We start from the raw sequence: 21,042 nt of genomic DNA, 5'->3' as shown, positions 1-21,042 counted from the left end.
GGTTTATCCCCGCTGGCGCGGGGAACACTAACCTGGATCCGGAATCCCTCCCAGGCGCTGCGGTTTATCCCCGCTGGCGCGGGGAACACACTAAAAAAATAGACTTCAATATCAATAGCTTTTAACTGAAAAACAATTCACCAACAATTAAGCAACAATTTTACATTATTAAAGAGCATATAACTCATTGTTTTAAAACAGGAAGGAAAGATACTAACCGCAGTCCATCCAAATCCACCGGAATACGTCTATTCACACCATATGTCTGAAACTCAAATCCGGATTCGGTATTCGTCGCCCAAGCCATAACAACATTCCCCTCTTCTGCTAGAACGGAAACCTGTTGCCATATCATTTCTCGTGTCTTTGTTGAGATGTCCCCAACATACACACCAGCGCGAATCTCCAGCAACCAGACGGCTAACCGTCCACGGAGTCGCGGAGGAACATTCTCTGTCACCACAACCAACATACTCATCGTTAACGACTCCGATGGCCTGCATCACCTAAAGAGACAGGGAGTGGGATAGCTACAGGATGTGCGTCTTCAGGTGGTGGGGGTGGCTGAATTTCGCCTGCCGCAAGAACATCGTCAATAAGCGGAATTAATTTCGCCAGCATTTTGCTACTGCGGAAAATATCCCTGCAGGCTAGCCGGACTTCGCGATCGGGCTCGGCTGGATTACGCCGCGCAATCTCGAATGCTTTTGGCACGACGGTATCAAACTTGATGATATCGGCAATATCGTAAACAAAAGAAAGTGGTTTACCCGTATGTACAAAGCCTATCGCTGGCGCGTATCCAGCAGCAAGTATTGCCGCTTCCGTCACACCATACAGGCAGGCCGTCGCCGAACTAATACACTGGTTGACTGTATCCCCTTTCTCCCAGTCCTTCGGATCGTAGCGGCGTCCCTGCCACTTTACGCCATATTGTTTCGCCAATAATGCGTAAGTCGCCCGCACACGACTCCCTTCAATGCCGCGTAACTGTTCGACAGAACGTCGGCTTGGCGCTGGCTCACCAAAACGCAACTCGAACATTCTACGCACTACTTTCAGACGGAGCTCATCATCTAAGGCCAGCTTTGCCTGATAGAGCAATTTATCGGCACGGGCGCCACCTGGTTGCCCAGAGGCATAGAGACGGACACCCGCTTCACCAACCCATACCAGCAACGTGCCCACTGTCGCCGCCAGCCTTACAGCGGCATGAGAAACACGCGTCCCCGGTTCCAACATCAGACAGGCCACCGATCCGACAGGAATATGTGTACGGACGCCGGTTTTATCGATTAAAACGAATGCCCCATCGATAACATCAACTTGCCCATACTGGAGAAAGATCATCGATACACGATCTTTAAGCGGGATCGGATTTAACGGCAGCCAGCTCATTAGCGCTTCCTTTTTACCATCAGCATCCCACAACCCAACGCTTTACTCTTACCTAAGCCAGAGAACAGCACCTGGGAGAAAAGCGGAACGTCTGTTACACAAAGTGTTCCGCAAAAATCCACACTGCTGTATGTGATCGGTTCTTCCCGGTTATGGCGAACAAAATGATGCTGTTGATACGCTTGCACACAGCCACAGCGCGTCTGCATTTCCCTGTATTCCTCACCTGCCCACAAAGCCAAAGCATCTGCCTCTGGCTCAAGCAACCGAAAACCATGCTGCTGCCCTTGCCTCTCCAGCCACGCCTGAGCAGCCTGTTGTTGTACCTCCCACCAGCGTTCTTTTACAACGCCGCTTGCTTTTGCATGGTATTTGGCATCCATCATCACATCGCTGCGTTTACCATCTCGGGTAATCACCGGGTTAGCCCGTAGCTGAAAATCCAGTATCAAGCCCTCCGTCAGTTGTGGATTAAATGGTTTGGTTTCAATCACAAACAGAGAATGCTGGGACAGTGGCGGCGTTGTCGAGAGCACAAAAAAGCAGCCTTGCGCTTCCTGACGAAACAAGAACTGACGTGCCGTTTGTTGTGGAAAAAGCTGCCAAAGCCACTGATGACTAGCATAAGGCCTGGCTGATTCCCATTTTTTCAACATTTCAGGACGAAGGTTTTTGAACAGAAGCTGGACACGAGACAAGTACATCACGCCCTCCCTTGCAACAGACCGCTAAAGCGGATATAGCTGCCGAACTGCCAACGCTGGCGGCTGAGTGGGTTATTATGGCTATGGATTTTCTGCTGCCATTGCACACTCTCTTCATCGGGATCGTCCCAGTAGCAAATACCCTCTTTCGAGGTAAATCCATTTAATTCCGCGGCGGACATTTCCTGAGCAGCAAGAATAAATATCTCTTTTAACGTACCAGTCATTAATCGGGGCGCCAGCGGCAAGGCTAACGGACAAGACTTTCTTCCGAGATAAAGCGGAAAATAAGGTGTCAGCAGTGCTTCACGCAACGCCGTCAACGCATACGGAGCACCAGCGGTAGCACTTAACGCCACGTGCCAGTAACCATCGCAACGATATTCACGCTGCGAAATCAGGGTGCCGATTTCATCGGGCGCGAGAGTCAGTTCATCCCGTCGCGTGAAGTAACGATACTTTTTATTTTCTCGTGGCGCACTAACCGTATGATAATCCCGTAGCCAGCGCTCTTGCGAGGCTAGCGCATGCACTGCCAAATGATAGTGTTGGTTAAATGTATTTAACCGTTCTTCTTCATCGCGGCGTATCCCAAGCGCGGCGGCAACCAATCCTAATAATGCCGATCGCGTAGGTACTGCCGCAGAGTGGCGGATCTCACCTGACGCTTCTTCTCCCCATGATGCCAGTGGCGCATAGAGCTGAAAAACCAGATATTCCTTCATCATTCATCCTTACTGGCTGACAAAGGCCAGTAATTCCGCCAGCGATCCGATGCCTTCCTGAACGTTCAGTTCTTGATAAGCGTCAGTACAGTTGCCATAGACCCGATCGAAGCTATCACGCTGCTGTTTTAAGCGAGCAATCGCCGCCGGTATCTGATCGGTATCGCGTACGGGCTGGAAAAATGCCGCGGCCAACGCTCGCGGTTGTTTTTTCCCGATTTCAGCCAGCGCATAAGTAGCATAAGCGCGAGAGGCAAAGCTGTTTTGCTTGCCCGTTGGTGAAACAGTTAGTGCTGTTTCGGTGAGCGCCGCAATGGCGCGTTTCGCTAGTTCCTCATTACCACCGAGGTTTTCTACCAACAAATCCCGGCTGATGCAGAGATAGGTATAGAAAAGCGCTGAGGCAAACCCCTGTTCCCCCATATGAGCAGAACCGGCATCCTCTTTATTATTGAGGTCATCTACAGCAGTAAAGAAATCAGACTCAATGGTCACGGCACTCACACCCAGCGCATGAGAAACCTGGCATGCGGCCTCAACGTTAAACTCAGGTGATGATGCCAGCATACGGCCAAACAATGCCATGTCCACGCTACGCTGTTCATTACGCAGTAATTTAACCTCTTCATCGGTCGGTATACGCTGTTCAGCGATCAGAGTTTTAACCAATTGCTCAATCAAATGAATTTCATGACTGCTGACGTGGACGATCTGCTCAATCTCTAGATTTTTTTCATCATTCGCATTTTTGTCATTTTTCAATTTACCGAACTGCTCAGCGATTTTCTCTGCCGCGCTTTTTGCGACTTTAGCTGCAGTATCTGCAGCAATCATTGGACGATAGACATAGTCCACTCCAATTCGACGAGTGCGCTTACCGATGAAACCATCCATTGCTTCTTCAAACGTTTCCGAAACGCGCCAGGCACGTTTTAGGCTTTGTGACGACACTCGCAGGCGCTCTACACCGCCCATAAATGCCGTTTTAGGCCTGCCGGAATCGTCACGGTTAAGGTTAGCGGGTGCATATGCCGTTAATAAGTGCAACTGAATAAAAGTGGTCATTATTAAATCCCTCTAAGTTACTTATTTGCCATAGGATGTTGAAAGATATTCGTTAGCCCAGCGGATGCGGTTTCGCTTAAAGGGATCTCGGTGTTCTGGCTCATGATTTTCACGACGTTGCCATTCTTCCATCCACAAGAAAATACTGTCGGCCAGAGACAAGACATTCACTCCTTCCGCCCCACGAATATTCACCACCTGAATTAGCAACTGACAGAAAGTTTCCGGATCGGCCGCCTTTTGCAAACGTTCAAAGCGCAGAGCAGAAACACATGCCGTTGTTCCATTTAGCTTTTCTCCCAATTGTGCGGCAAAACTGGCTTTTTCTTTATGACTTTTAATATGCGCAGCGACGCTGATAAACAGCGCCAGAGCCATTTCATCAACAGGCTGTAAGGGAATATATTTAAGCAGGGCCTGGCGAAGCGCGCCATAAGCTTCACACATCATCACCCCATATGGCGGGGTCATTTTTTTCAGCTCCGCACGCCAGGCCCGGCCGTTGATTCGCTTATCGTCCCGGCGCTCATAACGTTCAGACAGGATGGCAAACCATTCCAGCAATGCTTTCTGAGCATCAGGGTGCGTGATTTTGCACAACATTGCAGTATGACTGTTCATAGAGTCTCCTTTGGTTCCTCGGCAAGCATCAAGATTTCCTTGCGCGCTTTGTGTTTACGGTAGCTGCTCTCAAGTTCTCGTCGAGCCGCAAGCTGGCGCAACAGAATGTCGTCGGGACTATCAGGATCGGTTAGAGCATCACGGTCAAATACCTGTAAGAGATACCGAAGGAGTTCCCGATCCCACTGACGCAATGCATGACGGGAAGGGGCATCCTGGCGTAACGGATTCTGCTCCAGTGCGTCGAGAAGCTGCCGAAAAGCGGGTTCAGTTTCCTGCCAGAACGCAATATCCACCATACTGAAATCCATTTTGGCTTCTTTTGGCGTATCAAACTTAGCGCTTTTAAACGCGTATCTCAGCAGCGACAGCGCTTCCGATGCGAATACCAATACGTTATTGAGGACGGCAATAAATTGCTCTTCATGAGCAACACGGATCAAAGGAATACGATGCTGATACCAGCAGCGAGCTTTCGCATTATCCATATCCCAAGCAAAACACCACAGGCCCAATTTTTTACGCCGCCCGGCAGCCAGAACCACCTTTGCAGGTTGCATTCGGTTAAATTTATCCTCGCGTTTCATGAGCAACCCGAGCCAGTCTTTATAATTTAACCCGCCTGGCTGCCCCTTCAGAGCCAGCCAAGGCGCAGAGGGATCTTTCAATGCCTGCCGATAAGGTGAGAAGGGATGGATCCAGCTATCATATTGAACACCATAGTTTTTACTGCGCATTTGCAATAGTAGCGACGGATGACTGTCTCCACATAAATTACAAACGCCGGCCACGGTTTTAGTGAAATCTAATTCGATTCGCCGCGGCATTCCCCAGTACGCCTGTAACGGATGGGCATTTTCAGGCGTCACGACATTTCCGGCCTTATCGCTGGTTTTAGTTGGTGCAAGCCAGGGGAAAATAAGCGCATGTTGTGCAGGGGTAGGTTTCTGCGCCAGCGGCAAAACGTTGAGCCAAAGTTTTTGCCAGAGAGGATATTTATCTTCCTCTTTTGGTACAACCAGCGTAGTAAGCGGCCCGCCGCCGCGCATCCCTACCCGATAACCCGCCCCACCGGCAGGGGAATTGGTCTGAATCGTAAATAATGCTATCGCGGCGCAGTCCGGGCAGATATGTTCAACTTGACCACGTTTAACAAAATGATCTTTATTGAGCTTAAGCGTGTTACCGCCGGGTGCATCAATTAACAATCCGGCAATGGAACCATATTCGCTATCCAGAGGATCAAAACTTTGCAGGAACGAGGGCTTTTGCTCACCAAATTGGAGAACGGGAGACAATGCCTGGAGTGCTTCCTCCCAGCGTTCAGGTTCGATACCTTCGTTCCAAATATCCTCCCAGTCATCTTTATCCTCTGGCACGATAGTGCACTGTAGAATGCCGATGAGCATTTGCCATGCAGCCCCCTGAAAATCGGATCGTGGATAGGCTACATCACGAATTTGATTATCAAGAAGTTCAGTTAATGCGATTTTTGTATGCTTGCCGCTGTATAAGACGACGGGAAGCCATTTTTCCCTGGTTAAATCCATTGAGTGACTCCTGTAAAACTGGAGCGAGGCTGAACCACCAACTAAACAAAATACCTATAAAGTAGGCTCCTTTCGGAGCCTACCGGACATTAACGCTTCAATGCTGAACAGAGTAAAGCTAAAAACATCATCATTTCTGCATGATTAAGCGTAAAGGTAATCACCATACAGGTACCGTTTTTAGTTGCTGGCGACCAGGACGTCCGTTTAGAATGCAAGTGCTACGTCGCTTCGGCAATGGATGCCCTCCTATCCAGGGGGCTCCATTGCTGGAGTGCCAAAGGCTTCCCCTGTTGAACTCCATCGTAGTGGGTTTAGAAGTTGAACGCAACGGTAAAAAAGCAATATGCTATTTAGCCCTAACCTCGATGTACATTTTCTGTAGTCCTGCTAAAATTGCTACGTTCCTCATTTCAATGAGGATGAACCGCAATAGGCCATGTAGCCGAAGCTAAAATGCAACCCGTTCCCCGCGCTAGCGGGGATAACCCTCTTGCGTTAAAGGTAAAAAACATCTGGTCTGTTCTTACTATCTCGCACTAAGATTAACGTCGTTATATTTTCCTCGCTACAAAAATGAGGACATTTATGAGATATATCAATTATCTTCGTTATTGGGGAAAAACCAGTAAAGTAACTTCCACAAAAATAAAGCCTTATCATCTACTGGCATATCATTGTCTGGATGTGGCCGCCTGTGGATATTACATAATAAAAAACAATATTTTTAATTCCAGAGATATTTTGGAAGAATGTAATATTATCGATAAGGATGCTGAAAGATGGATGATATGGTTGCTTGCCAGCCATGATATCGGCAAATTCGCCAGAGGCTTTCAAAGATATGCCTCGTTCCCCGATACGCCACTGGTTCCACCTGTGAGCACAATTGCTGCATTTGAGCGGCACGATACGTTAGGCTTCTATTTATGGGGAAAAATTAGCGACGCCTGGCAGGAAGGAAATAACGACATCATTGCCGGTATTGATCCCGAAAACCGGGGTAGTTTCACCAGTGCCTTAAACATCTGGATGCAGATAAGCACTGGTCATCATGGCATTCCACCCGACACCCTGCAAAATAGCAGTGCACTGGCATTTACCGATGAGGATATCATCGCCGCCACGCATTATCTTGAAACGCTAAGTCAGTTGTTTCCTTTTACGTTGCCTTCAGTCTGGAAAACCAAGACCGGACGGAAAAGTTTAACGCGCCACAGCTGGTTCTTTGCCGGTCTTGTCACCCTCACTGACTGGATGGGATCAGATGAAACTCAATTTCCCGCCGTCAGCAATGCGATGCCTTTGCAAGATTATTGGCCTCTCGCCTGCGAAAAGGCGCAACAGGCCATCCTCACCATTCCACCATTATCACCACACAGCTTTTATCATAATCATCAAGCTCTGTTTCCCTTTATCCATACGCTCACTCCGCTCCAGCAGCGAGCTAATACTCTGGATATCTCATCGCCAGGTCCGCAACTCATTATTCTGGAAGACGTAACCGGAGCTGGTAAAACAGAAGCAGCACTGATTCTGACTCATCGTTTAATGTCTGCAGGTAAAGGCCATGGACTTTACGTTGGACTGCCGACCATGGCAACCGCGAATGCTATGTATAAACGCTTGTCGGCGGCTTACCGTGCGCTGTTCGCCGATGATGCCAGGCCGTCGCTTATACTGGCTCATGGCGGAAGAGAAATGTCAGAAACTTTCCGGCAATCCATCTGGCAGCCAGTCAATGAGACGGCAGAAGATTACGCGCAAGACGATCGCAACGCCGCCAGTGAATGCCACATCTGGTTCGCTGATTCCCGCAAAAAAGCGCTACTCGCTGAAGTTGGTGTCGGTACTCTCGATCAGCTTTTAATGGCGGTGATGCCATTTCGCCATCAGTCGCTTCGTTTACTTGGCATGCGCGATAAAATCCTGCTGCTGGATGAGGTTCATGCCTATGATGGTTACATGGTGAAATTAATGGAAGGATTGCTCAGTTTCCATGCCGCCCAGGGAGGGAGCGCCATCATACTGAGCGCCACACTACCCGCCACCTTACGTGAAAAGCTACTTAATGCGTTCAGTCATGGCGCCGGTAGTTCGGTTGTTATCCCCAACGTCGATGCTGGTTATCCATGGCTCAGCCACCTCTCGTCGGCAGGCCTGCTGGAACAACCGCTAACCACCCGACCAGAAGTCCAGCGTACCGTAACCGTTAACTGGATACAGCAGCGCCGGGAAGCACTGGAGCTTATTTATCGCGTTGTTGCAGCCGGACAGTGTGTTTGCTGGATCCGTAATACGGTTGACGAGGCACGAGAGATTTTCCAGCAGTTGCGCAGCGATGGGCGGGTGCCAGAACAGGATATAGTGCTCTTTCACAGCCGCTTTGCTTTCGCTGACCGCATTGCCATTGAAGATAAAACGCTGAGCTGGTTCGGCAACCATGCTCCCGCTACTGCACGAAAAGGAAAAGTATTAATCGCAACACAGGTCGTCGAACAGAGTCTTGATCTGGATTTTGACTGGATGATCTCCGATCTGGCACCAGTGGATTTATTGATTCAACGCGCAGGTCGTCTACAACGCCATATCCGCGATGCTGACGGGCAACGCAAACCCGCTCTTCCTGATGGGCGCCAACCTCCAATATTACATATTCTGGCCCCTGAATGGCAGGAACAAGCAGCAGCGGGCTGGTTGGGACAGGAACTACGAGGTACAGGTTATGTTTATCTCGACCATGCCTGCCTGTGGCGTACCCAGTCGTTGCTGCGTCAGTATGGTGAAATCAGCATGCCGGATAACGCCAGAAAGCTAGTTGATGGTGTTTATGAGCAGACGATAGCTGCCCCACCAGAGCTGCAAACCTTATCTGATGTCGCTTTCGGCAACGTTCTCAGTCAACGATCGGTTGCTGCGCAAAATCTATTACGTCACGATGTTGGCTACGCTCGAGAGGCCAGTGATTTTTTATGGGATAACGACAGAGAATTTTCGACTCGTCTGGGTGAAGAAAGCCTGGATGTCTACCTTGCCTGGCAAGATGGTGAAGGGGAATTACATCCCATAGTCGCCGAAGGCGATTTCCGCTGGGAAATGAGCAGACTGTCGGTTCGCCTCTCATGGTGGAAAAAGCATGCAGGTGAATTTAGCCTGCCCGATGCTGAATCACTTGAACAATTCCGCAAGGCACAACGTCGCCCCGCAGGTCAAGTACTACTGGTTTCGTCAGACGGCGAAGCGAGCTATTACAGTAAACAAAGTGGATTAGGTAACGGATAGGAGAACCAGCATGAGCAGAATGTCATCTGTCATGCTGGTTAGAGAAACTTAACCCTCGTGCAATCCGCACTCGCGTTTAAGCCCGAAGAACCGGGTCTCTTCTTCTGCCATGCCCGGCTCCCATTTGCGCGTGGTGTGGGTATCGCCTACCGACAGATAGCCCTGATCCCACAGCGGGTGGTATTTCAGCCCGTGCTTTTGCAGGTACTGATACACCGTCCGATTATCCCAGTCGATAATCGGCAGCACCTTGAACACCCCGCGCTGGATAGCCAGCACCGGTAAGGTCGCCCGGCTACCGGACTGCTCGCGGCGCAGACCAGCGAACCAGGTCTGGGTATTGAGCTCTTTCAGCGCCCGGTTCATCGGCTCGACTTTGTTGATCTCATTGTATTTCTCAATGCCCTCAACGCCCTGCTCCCACAGCTTACCGTAACGCGCCTCCTGCCAGGCGGCGCTCTCCTGCGCCCGATAGACCTTCAGGTTCAGCTTGAGCTTGTCGGTTAACTCATCGATAAACTGATAGGTTTCCGGAAACAGATAGCCGGTATCGGTGAGGATCACCGGAATATCCGGGCGCAGCTGGTTCACCAGGTGCAGACTCACCGCCGCCTGAATGCCAAAGCTGGAAGATAAAGCATACTCGCCAGGCAGATTTTCCAGCGCCCACGCTACGCGTTCTTCGGCGCTGAGCTTCTCCAGCTTCGCATTGGTCTCCGCCAGCGCCAGGATACGTTCCACTTTCGGCAATGCATTAAGCGCGTTTAGATCGAGTACGGACATATAAACCTCGTTTGCCTGTTTTACCGGGCGGCACTGCGTTTGCCCGGCCTACGGGTTTTACAGGCCCGGGTCGCTACGCGCCACCGGGCACCAGGATGTTATTCCCAGAAATCGCGGGCTGGGTCGAGCACCGGGCGAATGATGCCCGCACGCACCGTAAAGTCGCCGAAGCCTTCACCCGCTTCGCGCTCTTTCGCCCAGCGCCCTACCAGTTCGTCTAGCGAGTCGAGAATTTCCGACTCGGTAATATTCTCACGGTACATCCGCGGGATACGGGTGCCGCTGCGGTTACCGCCAAGGTGCAGGTTGTAGCGCCCCGGCGCTTTGCCCACCAGTCCCACTTCCGCCAGCATCGCGCGGCCGCAGCCGTTCGGGCAGCCGGTGACGCGGGTGACGATATGCTCATCGCTCACGCCGTGCTTGTTCATCACCCCTTCCACCTTGTCGATAAACGACGGCAGGAAACGTTCGGCTTCCGCCATTGCCAACGGGCAGGTCGGGAAGGAGACGCAGGCCATCGAGTTTTCGCGCTGCGGAGTAACGGCATTCATCAGACCATGATCCCGCGCCAGCTTCTCGATCCGCGCCTTCTGATCTTCCGGTACGCTGGCAACGATCAGGTTCTGGTTGGCGGTGATGCGGAATTCGCCTTTATGGATCTTAGCAATCTCCAGCAGGCCAGTCTTCAGCGGACGACCCGGATAATCGAGAATGCGGCCGTTTTCAATAAACAGCGTCAGGTGCCATTTGTCATCAATCCCCTTCACCCAGCCGATGCGGTCGCCGCGGCCGGTGAATTCGTACGGGCGGATCGGCTCAAACTTAATGCCGGCCCGGCGCTCCACTTCCGCCTTGAAGGTTTCGACGCCAACGCGCTCAAGGGTGTACTTGGTTTTCGCATTCTTACGGTCGGTACGGTTGCCCCAGTCGCGCTGGGTAGTCACGACCGCTTCCGCCACCGCCAGAGTATGCTCCAGCGGCAGATAACCGAATTCGCTCGCCGTGCGGGCGTAGGTTTTCTTGTTGCCGTGTTCGATAGAGAGACCGCCGCCCACCAGCAGGTTAAAGCCTACCAGCTTGCCATTTTCGGCAATCGCCACGAAGTTCATGTCGTTAGCGTGCAGATCGATATCGTTCTGCGGCGGGATCACCACCGTGGTTTTAAACTTACGCGGCAGATAGGTCTGACCGAGGATCGGCTCTTCGTCAGTAGTGGCGACCTTTTTCTGATCCAGCCAGATCTCGGCATAAGCGCGGGTACGCGGCAGCAGATGCTCGGAGATCTTTTTCGCCCACTCGTAGGCCTCAGCGTGCAGCTGCGACTCGTACGGGTTGGAGGTGCACAGCACATTACGGTTCATATCGTTGGCGGTGGCCAGCGCGTCCAGCCCCACCGAATGCAGCATCTGATGCACCGGCTTGACGTTCTTTTTCAGAATGCCGTGGAACTGGAACGTCTGCCGGTTGGTCAGACGAATACTGCCGTAAATGGTGTTGTCCGCGGCAAACTTATCGATCGCCTTCCACTGGGTGGTGGTGATCACCCCGCCCGGCAGACGGCAGCGCAGCAGCATCGCATGGCGCGGCTCCAGCTTCTGGGCGGCGCGTTCCGCGCGGATATCGCGATCGTCCTGCTGGTACATGCCGTGGAAACGGATCAGCAGGAAGTTATCGCCTTTAAAACCGCCGGTCAGACCGTCGTTTAAATCTTCCGCAATGGTGCCGCGCAGGTAGTTGCTCTCAAGCTTCATGCGCTCGGCATCGGTCAGTTTACCTTCGACCACTAAAGGCCCCGGATGTTTTTCGCTCATTAGTAGACATCTCGCTGATAACGGCGCTCAACGCGCAGCTCACTTAAAAATTCGTCCGCCGCTTCGGCGTCCATCGCGCCGTATTCGGCAATCACTTCCAGTAAAGTATGTTCCACGTCTTTCGCCATACGATTGGCGTCGCCGCAGACATAAATGTGGGCGCCATCATTGATCCAGCGCCAGAGCTCGGCCCCCTGCTCGCGCAGTTTGTCCTGTACATAGACTTTTTGTTGTTGATCGCGGGACCAGGCCAGATCGATACGGGTCAGCAGACCTTCCTTCACATAGCTCTGCCACTCTACCTGATAGAGGAAATCTTCAGTGAAGTGCGGGTTGCCGAAGAACAACCAGTTCTTGCCTTGCGCCCCGTCCGCTGCGCGCTGCTGCATAAAGGCGCGGAACGGCGCAATGCCGGTGCCCGGGCCAATCATGATCACCGGCGTCTCCGGGTTAGCCGGCAGACGGAAGTTGTCGTTGTGTTCAATAAAGACGCGGACTTCGCCATCTTCTTCCACACGGTCGGCGAGGAAGCTGGAGGCACCGCCAGCCCGGGCGCGGCCTTCTATTTCATAGCGCACCACACCCACGGTGACATGCACTTCGCTCTCCACTTCCGCCTGTGAGGAGGCAATGGAGTACAGGCGCGGCGTCAGCGGACGCAGCAGACCGATTAACGCCTCGGCGTCCAGCTGTGCCGGCGAGAAACGGACCATATCGACGATCGGCGTCGCAGCGGCATACTGCTGCAGCTGAGCTTTATCGCCCACCAGCGGCAGCAGCGATTCGCTGCGGGTCAGGGTGGCGTAGTTTTCGACGATAGTCGCGGTGTTAACCGTCAGCTCAAAATGCCACTCCAGCGCTTCCGTCAGCGGCAGAGTTTTGCCATCAACGGTTACCGGCTCGTCACCTTTCAGCCATAGCAGCTCCACCAGCTCTTTGACCAGTTGAGGATCGTTTTGATACCAGACGCCCAGCGCGTCGCCCGGCTGATAGCGCAGACCGGAATCACCGAGGTCAATTTCGATATGGCGCACATCTTTTTCGGAATCGCGGCCAGTGATTTTCTGGTTGACCGACAAGGTCGCCGACAGCGGAGCCTCTTTGGTGTACGGGCTGGTATGGATGTCGTTCACCGCGCCGCTGGTGGCCAGCTGGGCGGGCGCGGCAACTGGCGCACGGGCTTTCAGCACCTCAACGACGCGCGCGCGCCATTCCGCAGCCGCGGTCTGATATTCGACGTCGGCATCGACGCGATCGAGCAGGCGTTCCGCGCCGAGCTCGGCCAGTTTGCTGTCGAAATCTTTGCCAGACTGGCAGAAGAATTCATAAGAAGTATCGCCGAGGCCAAAGACAGCGAACGCGGTCCCGTCCAGCTTCGGCGCTTTTTTCGAGAACAGGAACTTATGCAATGCGACCGCTTCTTCCGGCGGCTCACCTTCCCCCTGGGTGGACGTCACGACCACCAGCAGTTTTTCCGCAGCAATTTGTTTGAATTTATAATCGCCTGCATTCACCAGCTTCACGTTCAGCTTCGCTGCCAGCAGATCGTCGCGCAGCGCTTCGGCGACGCGGCGGGCATTGCCGGTTTGCGAGGCGGAAATCAGCGTGATCGAGGGCACCTCAGCGGCCTGGGCAGGAACGGCCACAGCCGCGCCGGACTGCTGATTCAGCACGCCCCAGAAATAGCCAGACACCCAGGCAAGCTGAGTGGGCGTGAAGTCAGTGGTGGCCGCCTGAAGGCGCGCCAGTTGCTCCGGGTTGAGCGGCAGCAAGTTGGAAGGTGTGGCCTGTGTCGTCATGCGTCGTTTGTTCCAGTAAGCAAAGCTGTTGTTCGCGCCCTGTCAGCGCGACAAAAACAGAAGAGAATAGAAGGGTAACGGTGCTGATAGTAACAATTAAAGAAGGGATGGAAATAATAAATAACCAAATGGACTAACCTGTTTTAGTTGTAGTTATTAACAACAAAATCGATTAAATAACCACATGAAATATAACCATTTAATTCAGATAACCCAGATAAATGTGTCCATTTTCTGTTCAGGGCCGTTTTAGTTAATGCGAAAAAATGTGCTTTCCGGTACCCTACGGCGGTTTTTTTCGTCCTGTTGAGAGTCAATGATGTCCACCACGCTGTTTAAAGATTTCACCTTCGAAGCCGCCCACCACCTGCCGCACGTCCCGGAAGGGCACAAATGCGGTCGCCTGCATGGCCACTCCTTTATGGTGCGTCTGGAGATCACCGGTGAAGTCGATCCCCATACCGGGTGGATCATGGATTTTGCCGAGCTGAAGGCCGCCTTCAAGCCGACATACGATCGCCTGGACCACTATTATCTGAACGATATCCCCGGTCTGGAAAACCCCACCAGCGAAGTGCTGGCGAAATGGATCTGGGATGAGATGAAACCGAGGGTACCGCTGCTGAGCGCCGTGATGGTCAAAGAGACCTGCACCGCTGGCTGCATCTATCGCGGCGAGTAAGCGAAAAAAAAGCCCGGTCAGTATGCTGCCGGGCTTTTTTATCAGGCAATATTCAAATATTTGTGCGTCTGCATGGACAGGCGCCAGTTACGGGCGATGCAGGTGTCGATACACAGGCGCGTCGCGTCTTCTTTCTGACTGATCGGCTGCAGGGCGATGATCCGCGGTTTGTCATCGCTCAGCGTTTCCAGCAGTTCGTCCAGCGCTTCGATGTCGCGGACGCGCCCTACCGGATGCTTGATCTCATCCGCCCGCTGCAGAGCCTGCGACAGCACATCATACCCACCACGCATATTGACCTTCGGGGATACCGTCACCCAGGTGTTGTGGCTGCAGCGCACTTCATGGGTGCCGCTGGTTTCAATCTGACAGCTAAAGCCGTTTTGTTCCAGAAGCGAGGTTAACGGCGTTAAATCATGAATGCAGGGTTCACCGCCGGTAATGACCACGTGGCGGGCAGTCCACCCCTGGCGCCCAATAATCGCCAGCAGATCCTCGCTGCTTGCCGGCCCCCACTTATCGCTCTCTTTGGTTTTCGCCAGGATGCTGAACAACGACACTTCCCGATCGGCCAGCTTGTCCCAGGTATGCTTAGTGTCGCACCACGCGCATCCTACCGGGCATCCCTGCAGACGAATAAAAATGGCAGGCACGCCGGTGAAGTAACCCTCGCCTTGCAGGGTCTGGAACATCTCGTTAATCGGGTACTGCATAGTCATCTCTGTTTAGGGTCATAAACGTCCATTATCGCAGATTTCAGCGCACAGGTCTTGTCCTGCGCTGCGATCCCTTTTTTACCCCTTCGTCAATATCCGTGTCGGGAATAATATTATTGATTAAAGAAACAATCTTTTCTTTTGGCTTAATTTATTAGCATGATAAGAATTAAAATAATTAATATTCTGACACGTGGACTGAAAATGTGTAACAGAAAATGTTATTCCTGTCATTCAGGATAAAATAAAAGGTCCAGACAGCAAAATAAAAAACCTTAAAATACAGTGATGTACAAACTGATACATGAAAGAGTGAATTATCTGGCCGATCTGCGAGTCCAATTCAACCCGCCGGTGATAATAACCTTAAACTGGTCTTAATAAATCCCTGATCGGGCCCCTTTTTTATTTAATCGTCGTTTACTTTTGCCCGCCTAGAATCCCGCAGACCAACCATAATGAGATAGCGTTTATGACCACATTATTAATTACCGGCGTTACGGGGTTTCTGGGCGGTGCCGCGTTAGAGAAAATACTCCATCAGGAAACCCGGTTAGATCTGCTACTGCTCGTGCGTGCTGATAGCCCCGAGGCAGGCCTCGAACGGGTCAAAGAGAACATGCGTAAGTTCAACATCGCCGAGGAGAAGCTGGCGATGCTTCACCCGCAGCATATCCTGCTGGGCGATCTCGCTTCTCCGGAGCATTTTCTTAACGATCCGCGCCTCGATCAGGTGACGCATGTCCTCAACTGCGCCGCTGTCGCCTCGTTTGGCAGCAACCCGCTCATCTGGAAGGTTAACGTTGAGGGTACGCTGCGCCTGGCGCAACGGATGGCGCAGGTTGAGGGTCTGCAGCGTTTTCTGCACGTCGGCACAGCGATGTCATGTTCGCCTGAGCCGGATTCACTGGTCGCCGAAAGCGCGGAGTTTCGGGAACGCGCTGAGCACCTGGTGGAATACACCCACTCGAAATCAACCATCGAGCAGTTGATGCAGCAGCATTGCCCTACACTGCCGCTGGTCATTGCCCGCCCTTCTATCGTGGTGGGTCATACCCATCACGGCTGCCGGCCTTCCAGCAGTATTTTCTGGGTGTTCAGCATGGGGCTGATGCTGCAGAAATTTTTATGTTCCATGGAGGACCGAATCGATGTCATCCCGGTGGACTACTGCGCTGATGCCCTGCTGATGCTGCTTAACCAGCCGCTGGCTCACGGCGAAGTGGTGCACATCTCTGCCGGGGAGGAGAATAGCGTGAAGTTTGCCGAAATCGACCGGGCGATGGCTCAGGCCCTCGAACAGGCCCCGGTGGGGGATAAGTACGCCCAGGTCAGCTATGACACGCTGGTCAAAATGCGTCGTGAACTGAAAGGGATATTTGGGCCATGCAATGAACGTCTGATGCTGAAAGCCATGCGCTTATATGGCGCGTTCGCTACGTTGAATGTGCGCTTTAGTAACGACAAGCTGTTGAGCATGGGAATGCCAAAACCACCGCGTTTTACGGATTATATCGACCGCTGCGTGGAGACCACTCGCGGGCTGTCGATCCCCCAGCAAATGGCCGTCGATTTTAAATAATCGCCGACGAGGTAAAAAAAATGCCAGCCCTGAGGCTGGCATTATTATTTCACAAAGACAGGATTATGCCTGGCCTTTGATCTCTTTACGACCGTTGAACGGCGCTTGCTCACCCAGCGCTTCTTCGATACGAATCAGCTGGTTGTATTTAGCAACGCGGTCAGAACGGCTCATAGAACCGGTTTTGATCTGGCCTGCAGCGGTACCGACAGCCAGGTCAGCGATGGTCGCGTCTTCAGTTTCGCCAGAACGGTGAGAGATGACAGCGGTGTAGCCAGCGTCTTTCGCCATCTTGATGGCAGCCAGAGTTTCGGTCAGAGAACCGATCTGGTTGAATTTGATCAGGATGGAGTTAGCGATGCCTTTTTCGATGCCTTCTTTCAGGATCTTGGTGTTGGTTACGAACAGGTCGTCACCAACCAGCTGGATTTTGTCGCCCAGTACTTTGGTCTGGTATGCGAAACCGTCCCAGTCAGATTCGTCCAGGCCATCTTCGATGGAGACGATCGGGTACTGTTTGGTCAGGTCTTCCAGGAAGTGAGTGAACTCTTCAGAGGTGAACGCTTTGTTGCCTTCGCCAGCCAGAACGTATTTACCGTCTTTGTAGAATTCAGATGCTGCGCAGTCCATCGCCAGGGTGATGTCTTTACCCAGCTCGTAGCCAGCAGCTTTAACCGCTTCAGCGATAACAGCCAGTGCTTCGGCGTTAGAACCCAGGTTCGGCGCATAGCCGCCTTCGTCACCAACGGCAGTGTTCATGCCTTTGGACTTCAGCACTTTCGCCAGGTGATGGAACACTTCAGAACCCATGCGTACGGCTTCTTTCAGGGTCGGCGCGCCAACCGGCTGAATCATGAATTCCTGGATGTCGACGTTGTTGTCAGCGTGCTCACCACCGTTGATGATGTTCATCATCGGAACCGGCATGGAGTATTTGCCCGGAGTGCCGTTCAGTTCCGCGATGTGCGCGTACAGCGGCAGGCCTTTGGACGCTGCAGCTGCTTTGGCGTTTGCCAGAGAAACAGCCAGGATAGCGTTCGCACCGAAGTTAGATTTGTTTTCAGTACCGTCCAGGTCGATCATGATCTTGTCGATGCCAGCCTGATCTTTAGCATCTTTGCCCAGGATTGCCTGAGCGATCGGGCCGTTTACCGCAGCAACAGCTTTGGTTACGCCTTTACCCAGAAAACGGGATTTGTCGCCATCGCGCAGTTCCAGCGCTTCGCGGGAACCAGTAGAAGCACCTGACGGAGCAGCTGCCATACCGACGAAACCACCTTCCAGGTGTACTTCGGCTTCAACAGTCGGGTTACCACGGGAGTCGATGATTTCACGACCGATGACTTTAACGATTTTGGACATTAGGTTTTCCTCAGTACAAGTTAAACTAAAACTCCAGACAAACAATGCACCCAGTTGGGTGCATTGCCGTTCTAACTCTTTTACTTCGCCTGACGCTTCTGGTACTCGCTCGCGGCTTTCACAAAGCCAGCAAACAGCGGGTGCCCATCACGCGGCGTCGAAGTAAACTCCGGGTGGAACTGGCAGGCAACAAACCACGGATGGTTCGGCACTTCGATGATCTCGACCAACTGATCATCCCCGGAACGGCCCGCAACGCGCAGACCAGCAGCTTCAATCGGTTTCAACAACATGTTGTTGACTTCGTAGCGGTGACGATGGCGCTCGGTGATGGTCGGCTCGCCGTACAGCTGGCGCACCAGAGATTCATCATCCAGCTGGCACTGCTGTGCGCCCAGGCGCATGGTGCCGCCCAGATCGCTCTTCTCGGAGCGGACTTCAACGTTGCCATCTTCGTCACGCCATTCGGTAATCAGGGCCACAACCGGGTATTTACAGTCTGGCACAAATTCCGTCGAGTTGGCGTTTTCCATACCCGCTACGTTGCGCGCGAACTCAATCAGCGCAACCTGCATACCCAGGCAGATGCCCAGATAAGGAATATTGTTCTCACGCGCATAGCGCGCGGTGGCGATCTTACCTTCCACACCGCGGTAGCCGAAGCCGCCCGGGATAAGGATAGCATCTAAATCCTTGAGGATTTCGACGCCGCGCGTTTCCACATCCTGCGAATCGATCAGCTTGATGTTGACGGTCACGCGGTTTTTCAGACCACCGTGTTTCAGCGCTTCAATCACCGACTTGTAGGCATCCGGCAGTTCAATGTACTTACCGACCATACCAATGGTGACTTCGCCTGCCGGATTGGCTTCTTCATAGATTACCTGTTCCCATTCGGCCAGGTTTGCTTCCGGACAAGTTAAGCTGAATCGTTTACAAATATAATCGTCCAGCCCCTGAGATTTCAACAGGCCCGGAATTTTATAAATGGAATCGACGTCTTTCAGAGAAATCACAGCCTTTTCCGGAACGTTACAGAACAAAGCAATTTTGGCTCGTTCGTTGGCCGGAACCGCGCGGTCTGAGCGGCAGATCAGGATATCTGGCTGGATACCGATGGAAAGCAGCTCTTTCACGGAGTGCTGGGTCGGCTTGGTTTTGACTTCGCCCGCAGCGGCCATGTACGGCACCAGGGTCAGGTGCATAAACAGGGTATGCTCGCGGCCGATCTCTACCGCCATCTGACGAATGGCTTCGAGGAACGGCAGGGATTCGATATCGCCTACGGTACCGCCGATTTCCACCAGTACGACGTCATGGCCTTCGCCGCCCGCCAGTACGCGCTCTTTGATAGCGTTGGTGATGTGTGGAATAACCTGAACGGTGGCACCCAGATAGTCGCCACGGCGCTCTTTGCGCAGTACGTCGGAGTAGATACGGCCGGTGGTGAAGTTGTTGCGACGCGTCATCTTGGTACGGATGAAACGCTCATAGTGGCCCAGGTCCAGATCGGTTTCTGCGCCGTCTTCAGTAACGAACACTTCCCCATGCTGGATTGGGCTCATGGTGCCCGGATCGACGTTGATATACGGATCCAGTTTCATGATGGTCACGTTGAGACCACGGGCTTCAAGAATGGCTGCCAGGGAGGCTGCGGCAATGCCTTTACCCAGAGAGGATACGACCCCGCCGGTCACAAAAATATAGTTCGTTGTCATGCTGAACCTGAGAAGTTAGGGTAAAACGATGGAATAACCAGGACGGGAAAGTAGTATACCCGAACATGCGTGACGCCACAAACTTTCATTCTTCCCCTCCCCTTCGTTCTTCAAGTTGCACCTGTGTTGCGACTCGAACAACTCGAAGAGGCAGGCTACATGGTGTTTCAACGACATAACGGAAAGAGAAAATAGACGCTTTTGGCGAAATGTTTTTGACGTAAATCAAGCGCTTGTTATTTATAAAATCACACAAATCGCGCTTGATCACGAAAACTCGTTAGAGATCAGTTTCCTGGCGTTTTACTTCCTGCCACACTTCTTCCATGGTATCGAGGTCGATGCCGGTCATTTCCAGGCCGCGGGCGGCGACAATGCGCTCGACCTCGCGGAAGCGACGCTCAAATTTGCGGTTTGCTTTCTGCAGCGCCACCTCGGCTTTGACCCCTAAATGACGGGATAAATTCACCGTGGCGAACAGCAGATCGCCCACTTCCTCTTCCAGTTTTGCTTCATCCACCACCGCCTGCTGCGCTTCATGCATCACTTCATCAATTTCTTCATGCACCTTGTCGAGCACCGGTCCCAGCGAGGTCCAGTCGAAACCCACTGCCGAGCAGCGGCGCTGGATTTTGTGCGCGCGCATTAGCGCCGGCAGGCTATGGGGAATATCGTCCAGCGCCGAGTGCTGGGCTTTTTCCGCCCGCTCCGCGCTTTTGATCTGCTCCCAGCGCGCCAGGACTTCGCTGCTGTTTCCTGCGGTAGCATCAGCGAAAATATGGGGATGGCGACGCTCCAGCTTATCGCTGATGGCAGCGCAGATATCGTCAAAGTTAAAGCGTCCTTCTTCCTGCGCCATTTGCGCATAGAACACCACCTGGAACAGCAGATCGCCCAGCTCACCGCGCAGGTCGTCAAAATCTTCCCGCTGGATAGCATCGAGGACCTCGTAGGTCTCCTCAAGGGTGTAAGGGGCGATAGTGGCAAAGGTCTGCTCTTTATCCCACGGGCAGCCGTTTTCCGGGTCGCGCAGGCGCTTCATAATGCCGAGCAGGCGGTCGATTTGGGTCATGTGAGGATCCTGGAAATGTAAAAAATGGTAGAAATTGATATCGGTTTGCAACTTTTGAGCCCGGGAAAAGCGTTTTTCACGTGTGACTCCAGCGTACTTTGCGCTCCCGGTAAATGTTCTGCCATATGTCTCCTGTGGTACAGGGAGCGCACAGGGGGCGGCCAGTCGCCGC

Annotated in this window: 17 protein-coding genes; 3 read left to right on the top strand and 14 right to left on the bottom strand. The window is 52.7% G+C overall.

Annotated features, from left to right (window positions below):
• Positions 1-184: 184 nt before the first annotated feature.
• From cas2e to casA, 7 genes are read right to left on the bottom strand one after another with little or no spacing between them, the layout of a single operon-like run.
• A complete protein-coding gene (gene cas2e / locus HMPREF3096_RS29985; RefSeq protein WP_012967338.1) occupies positions 185-478 on the bottom strand; it encodes a type I-E CRISPR-associated endoribonuclease Cas2e in 294 nt (97 codons plus the stop codon).
• A gap of 2 nt (positions 479-480) precedes the next feature.
• Positions 481-1,398, bottom strand: coding sequence for a type I-E CRISPR-associated endonuclease Cas1e (gene cas1e / locus HMPREF3096_RS25670; protein ID WP_012967337.1), 918 nt, complete (start codon positions 1,396-1,398; stop codon positions 481-483).
• Entirely contained in the window at positions 1,398-2,102 is a 705-nt protein-coding gene (gene cas6e, locus HMPREF3096_RS25665) for a type I-E CRISPR-associated protein Cas6/Cse3/CasE (protein WP_032731158.1), read from the bottom strand. Before cas6e ends, cas1e begins: the two co-directional genes overlap by 1 nt.
• Positions 2,102-2,827 (bottom strand): type I-E CRISPR-associated protein Cas5/CasD, encoded by a 726-nt coding sequence (gene cas5e, locus HMPREF3096_RS25660; RefSeq protein WP_032731159.1) that lies wholly within the window; start codon positions 2,825-2,827, stop codon positions 2,102-2,104. Before cas5e ends, cas6e begins: the two co-directional genes overlap by 1 nt.
• Before the next feature lie 9 nt (positions 2,828-2,836).
• Positions 2,837-3,892, bottom strand: a complete 1,056-nt coding sequence (gene cas7e / locus HMPREF3096_RS25655) for a type I-E CRISPR-associated protein Cas7/Cse4/CasC (RefSeq protein ID WP_032731160.1) — start codon at positions 3,890-3,892, stop codon at positions 2,837-2,839.
• 21 nt (positions 3,893-3,913) lie between these two features.
• Positions 3,914-4,513 (bottom strand): type I-E CRISPR-associated protein Cse2/CasB, encoded by a 600-nt coding sequence (gene casB / locus HMPREF3096_RS25650; protein ID WP_032731162.1) that lies wholly within the window; start codon positions 4,511-4,513, stop codon positions 3,914-3,916.
• The gene (casA, locus tag HMPREF3096_RS25645; protein WP_032731163.1) at positions 4,510-6,063 is read right to left on the bottom strand and encodes a type I-E CRISPR-associated protein Cse1/CasA; all 1,554 of its coding nucleotides are present in this window, start codon (positions 6,061-6,063) and stop codon (positions 4,510-4,512) included. The genes casB and casA overlap by 4 nt, the downstream gene beginning before the upstream one ends.
• Positions 6,064-6,651: 588 nt before the next feature.
• Between casA and HMPREF3096_RS25640 the strand changes: the two genes are divergently transcribed.
• The gene (locus tag HMPREF3096_RS25640; protein WP_094030710.1) at positions 6,652-9,345 is read left to right on the top strand and encodes a CRISPR-associated helicase/endonuclease Cas3; all 2,694 of its coding nucleotides are present in this window, start codon (positions 6,652-6,654) and stop codon (positions 9,343-9,345) included.
• Between the two features lie 48 nt (positions 9,346-9,393).
• Here HMPREF3096_RS25640 and cysH read toward each other — a convergent pair whose 3' ends face one another.
• The 3 genes from cysH to cysJ form a co-directional block, all read right to left on the bottom strand.
• Positions 9,394-10,128, bottom strand: a complete 735-nt coding sequence (gene cysH / locus HMPREF3096_RS25635; RefSeq protein ID WP_008806238.1) for a phosphoadenosine phosphosulfate reductase — start codon at positions 10,126-10,128, stop codon at positions 9,394-9,396.
• A gap of 98 nt (positions 10,129-10,226) precedes the next feature.
• Positions 10,227-11,939: an assimilatory sulfite reductase (NADPH) hemoprotein subunit gene (gene cysI, locus HMPREF3096_RS25630; protein WP_008806239.1), complete on the bottom strand. Its 1,713-nt coding sequence runs from the start codon at positions 11,937-11,939 to the stop codon at positions 10,227-10,229.
• Positions 11,939-13,738, bottom strand: a complete 1,800-nt coding sequence (gene cysJ, locus HMPREF3096_RS25625; protein WP_032731165.1) for an NADPH-dependent assimilatory sulfite reductase flavoprotein subunit — start codon at positions 13,736-13,738, stop codon at positions 11,939-11,941. The genes cysI and cysJ overlap by 1 nt, the downstream gene beginning before the upstream one ends.
• Before the next feature lie 316 nt (positions 13,739-14,054).
• On the opposite strand from cysJ, the gene queD reads away from it, so the two are divergent.
• Positions 14,055-14,420: a 6-carboxytetrahydropterin synthase QueD gene (gene queD, locus HMPREF3096_RS25620; RefSeq protein WP_012967329.1), complete on the top strand. Its 366-nt coding sequence runs from the start codon at positions 14,055-14,057 to the stop codon at positions 14,418-14,420.
• A gap of 41 nt (positions 14,421-14,461) precedes the next feature.
• Here queD and queE read toward each other — a convergent pair whose 3' ends face one another.
• Positions 14,462-15,133: a 7-carboxy-7-deazaguanine synthase QueE gene (gene queE, locus HMPREF3096_RS25615; RefSeq protein WP_008806241.1), complete on the bottom strand. Its 672-nt coding sequence runs from the start codon at positions 15,131-15,133 to the stop codon at positions 14,462-14,464.
• 475 nt (positions 15,134-15,608) lie between these two features.
• Between queE and HMPREF3096_RS25610 the strand changes: the two genes are divergently transcribed.
• On the top strand, positions 15,609-16,718 hold the full coding sequence (locus tag HMPREF3096_RS25610; protein ID WP_008806242.1) for an SDR family oxidoreductase: 1,110 nt from the start codon (positions 15,609-15,611) through the stop codon (positions 16,716-16,718).
• 63 nt (positions 16,719-16,781) lie between these two features.
• Here the strand turns inward: HMPREF3096_RS25610 and eno are convergent, their stop codons facing one another.
• The 3 genes from eno to mazG form a co-directional block, all read right to left on the bottom strand.
• On the bottom strand, positions 16,782-18,080 hold the full coding sequence (eno, locus tag HMPREF3096_RS25605) for a phosphopyruvate hydratase (RefSeq protein ID WP_008806243.1): 1,299 nt from the start codon (positions 18,078-18,080) through the stop codon (positions 16,782-16,784).
• Between the two features lie 80 nt (positions 18,081-18,160).
• Positions 18,161-19,798 (bottom strand): glutamine hydrolyzing CTP synthase, encoded by a 1,638-nt coding sequence (gene pyrG / locus HMPREF3096_RS25600; RefSeq protein WP_008806244.1) that lies wholly within the window; start codon positions 19,796-19,798, stop codon positions 18,161-18,163.
• A 280-nt stretch (positions 19,799-20,078) separates the two neighbouring features.
• Positions 20,079-20,870 (bottom strand): nucleoside triphosphate pyrophosphohydrolase, encoded by a 792-nt coding sequence (gene mazG, locus HMPREF3096_RS25595; protein ID WP_016161725.1) that lies wholly within the window; start codon positions 20,868-20,870, stop codon positions 20,079-20,081.
• Positions 20,871-21,042: the final 172 nt, after the last annotated feature.

Source organism: Klebsiella sp. HMSC25G12, assembly GCF_001807705.1.
Lineage (GTDB): Bacteria > Pseudomonadota > Gammaproteobacteria > Enterobacterales > Enterobacteriaceae > Klebsiella > Klebsiella variicola.
Note: the sequence above shows the minus strand (reverse complement) of the source record. Positions and strands in the feature narration are given on the sequence as shown.

Bases quoted from the DNA above. Each gene is read 5' to 3' on its own strand.
- cas2e (WP_012967338.1), bottom strand. From the start codon at position 478: ATGAGTATGTTGGTTGTGGTGACAGAGAATGTTCCTCCGCGACTCCGT.
- eno (WP_008806243.1), bottom strand. From the start codon at position 18,080: ATGTCCAAAATCGTTAAAGTCATCGGTCGTGAAATCATCGACTCCCGT.
- cas7e (WP_032731160.1), bottom strand. From the start codon at position 3,892: ATGACCACTTTTATTCAGTTGCACTTATTAACGGCATATGCACCCGCT.
- pyrG (WP_008806244.1), bottom strand. From the start codon at position 19,798: ATGACAACGAACTATATTTTTGTGACCGGCGGGGTCGTATCCTCTCTG.
- cysJ (WP_032731165.1), bottom strand. From the start codon at position 13,738: ATGACGACACAGGCCACACCTTCCAACTTGCTGCCGCTCAACCCGGAG.
- cas5e (WP_032731159.1), bottom strand. From the start codon at position 2,827: ATGAAGGAATATCTGGTTTTTCAGCTCTATGCGCCACTGGCATCATGG.
- cysI (WP_008806239.1), bottom strand. From the start codon at position 11,939: ATGAGCGAAAAACATCCGGGGCCTTTAGTGGTCGAAGGTAAACTGACC.
- HMPREF3096_RS25610 (WP_008806242.1), top strand. From the start codon at position 15,609: ATGACCACATTATTAATTACCGGCGTTACGGGGTTTCTGGGCGGTGCC.
- queD (WP_012967329.1), top strand. From the start codon at position 14,055: ATGATGTCCACCACGCTGTTTAAAGATTTCACCTTCGAAGCCGCCCAC.
- casA (WP_032731163.1), bottom strand. From the start codon at position 6,063: ATGGATTTAACCAGGGAAAAATGGCTTCCCGTCGTCTTATACAGCGGC.
- casB (WP_032731162.1), bottom strand. From the start codon at position 4,513: ATGAACAGTCATACTGCAATGTTGTGCAAAATCACGCACCCTGATGCT.
- cysH (WP_008806238.1), bottom strand. From the start codon at position 10,128: ATGTCCGTACTCGATCTAAACGCGCTTAATGCATTGCCGAAAGTGGAA.
- HMPREF3096_RS25640 (WP_094030710.1), top strand. From the start codon at position 6,652: ATGAGATATATCAATTATCTTCGTTATTGGGGAAAAACCAGTAAAGTA.
- cas6e (WP_032731158.1), bottom strand. From the start codon at position 2,102: ATGTACTTGTCTCGTGTCCAGCTTCTGTTCAAAAACCTTCGTCCTGAA.
- cas1e (WP_012967337.1), bottom strand. From the start codon at position 1,398: ATGAGCTGGCTGCCGTTAAATCCGATCCCGCTTAAAGATCGTGTATCG.
- mazG (WP_016161725.1), bottom strand. From the start codon at position 20,870: ATGACCCAAATCGACCGCCTGCTCGGCATTATGAAGCGCCTGCGCGAC.
- queE (WP_008806241.1), bottom strand. From the start codon at position 15,133: ATGCAGTACCCGATTAACGAGATGTTCCAGACCCTGCAAGGCGAGGGT.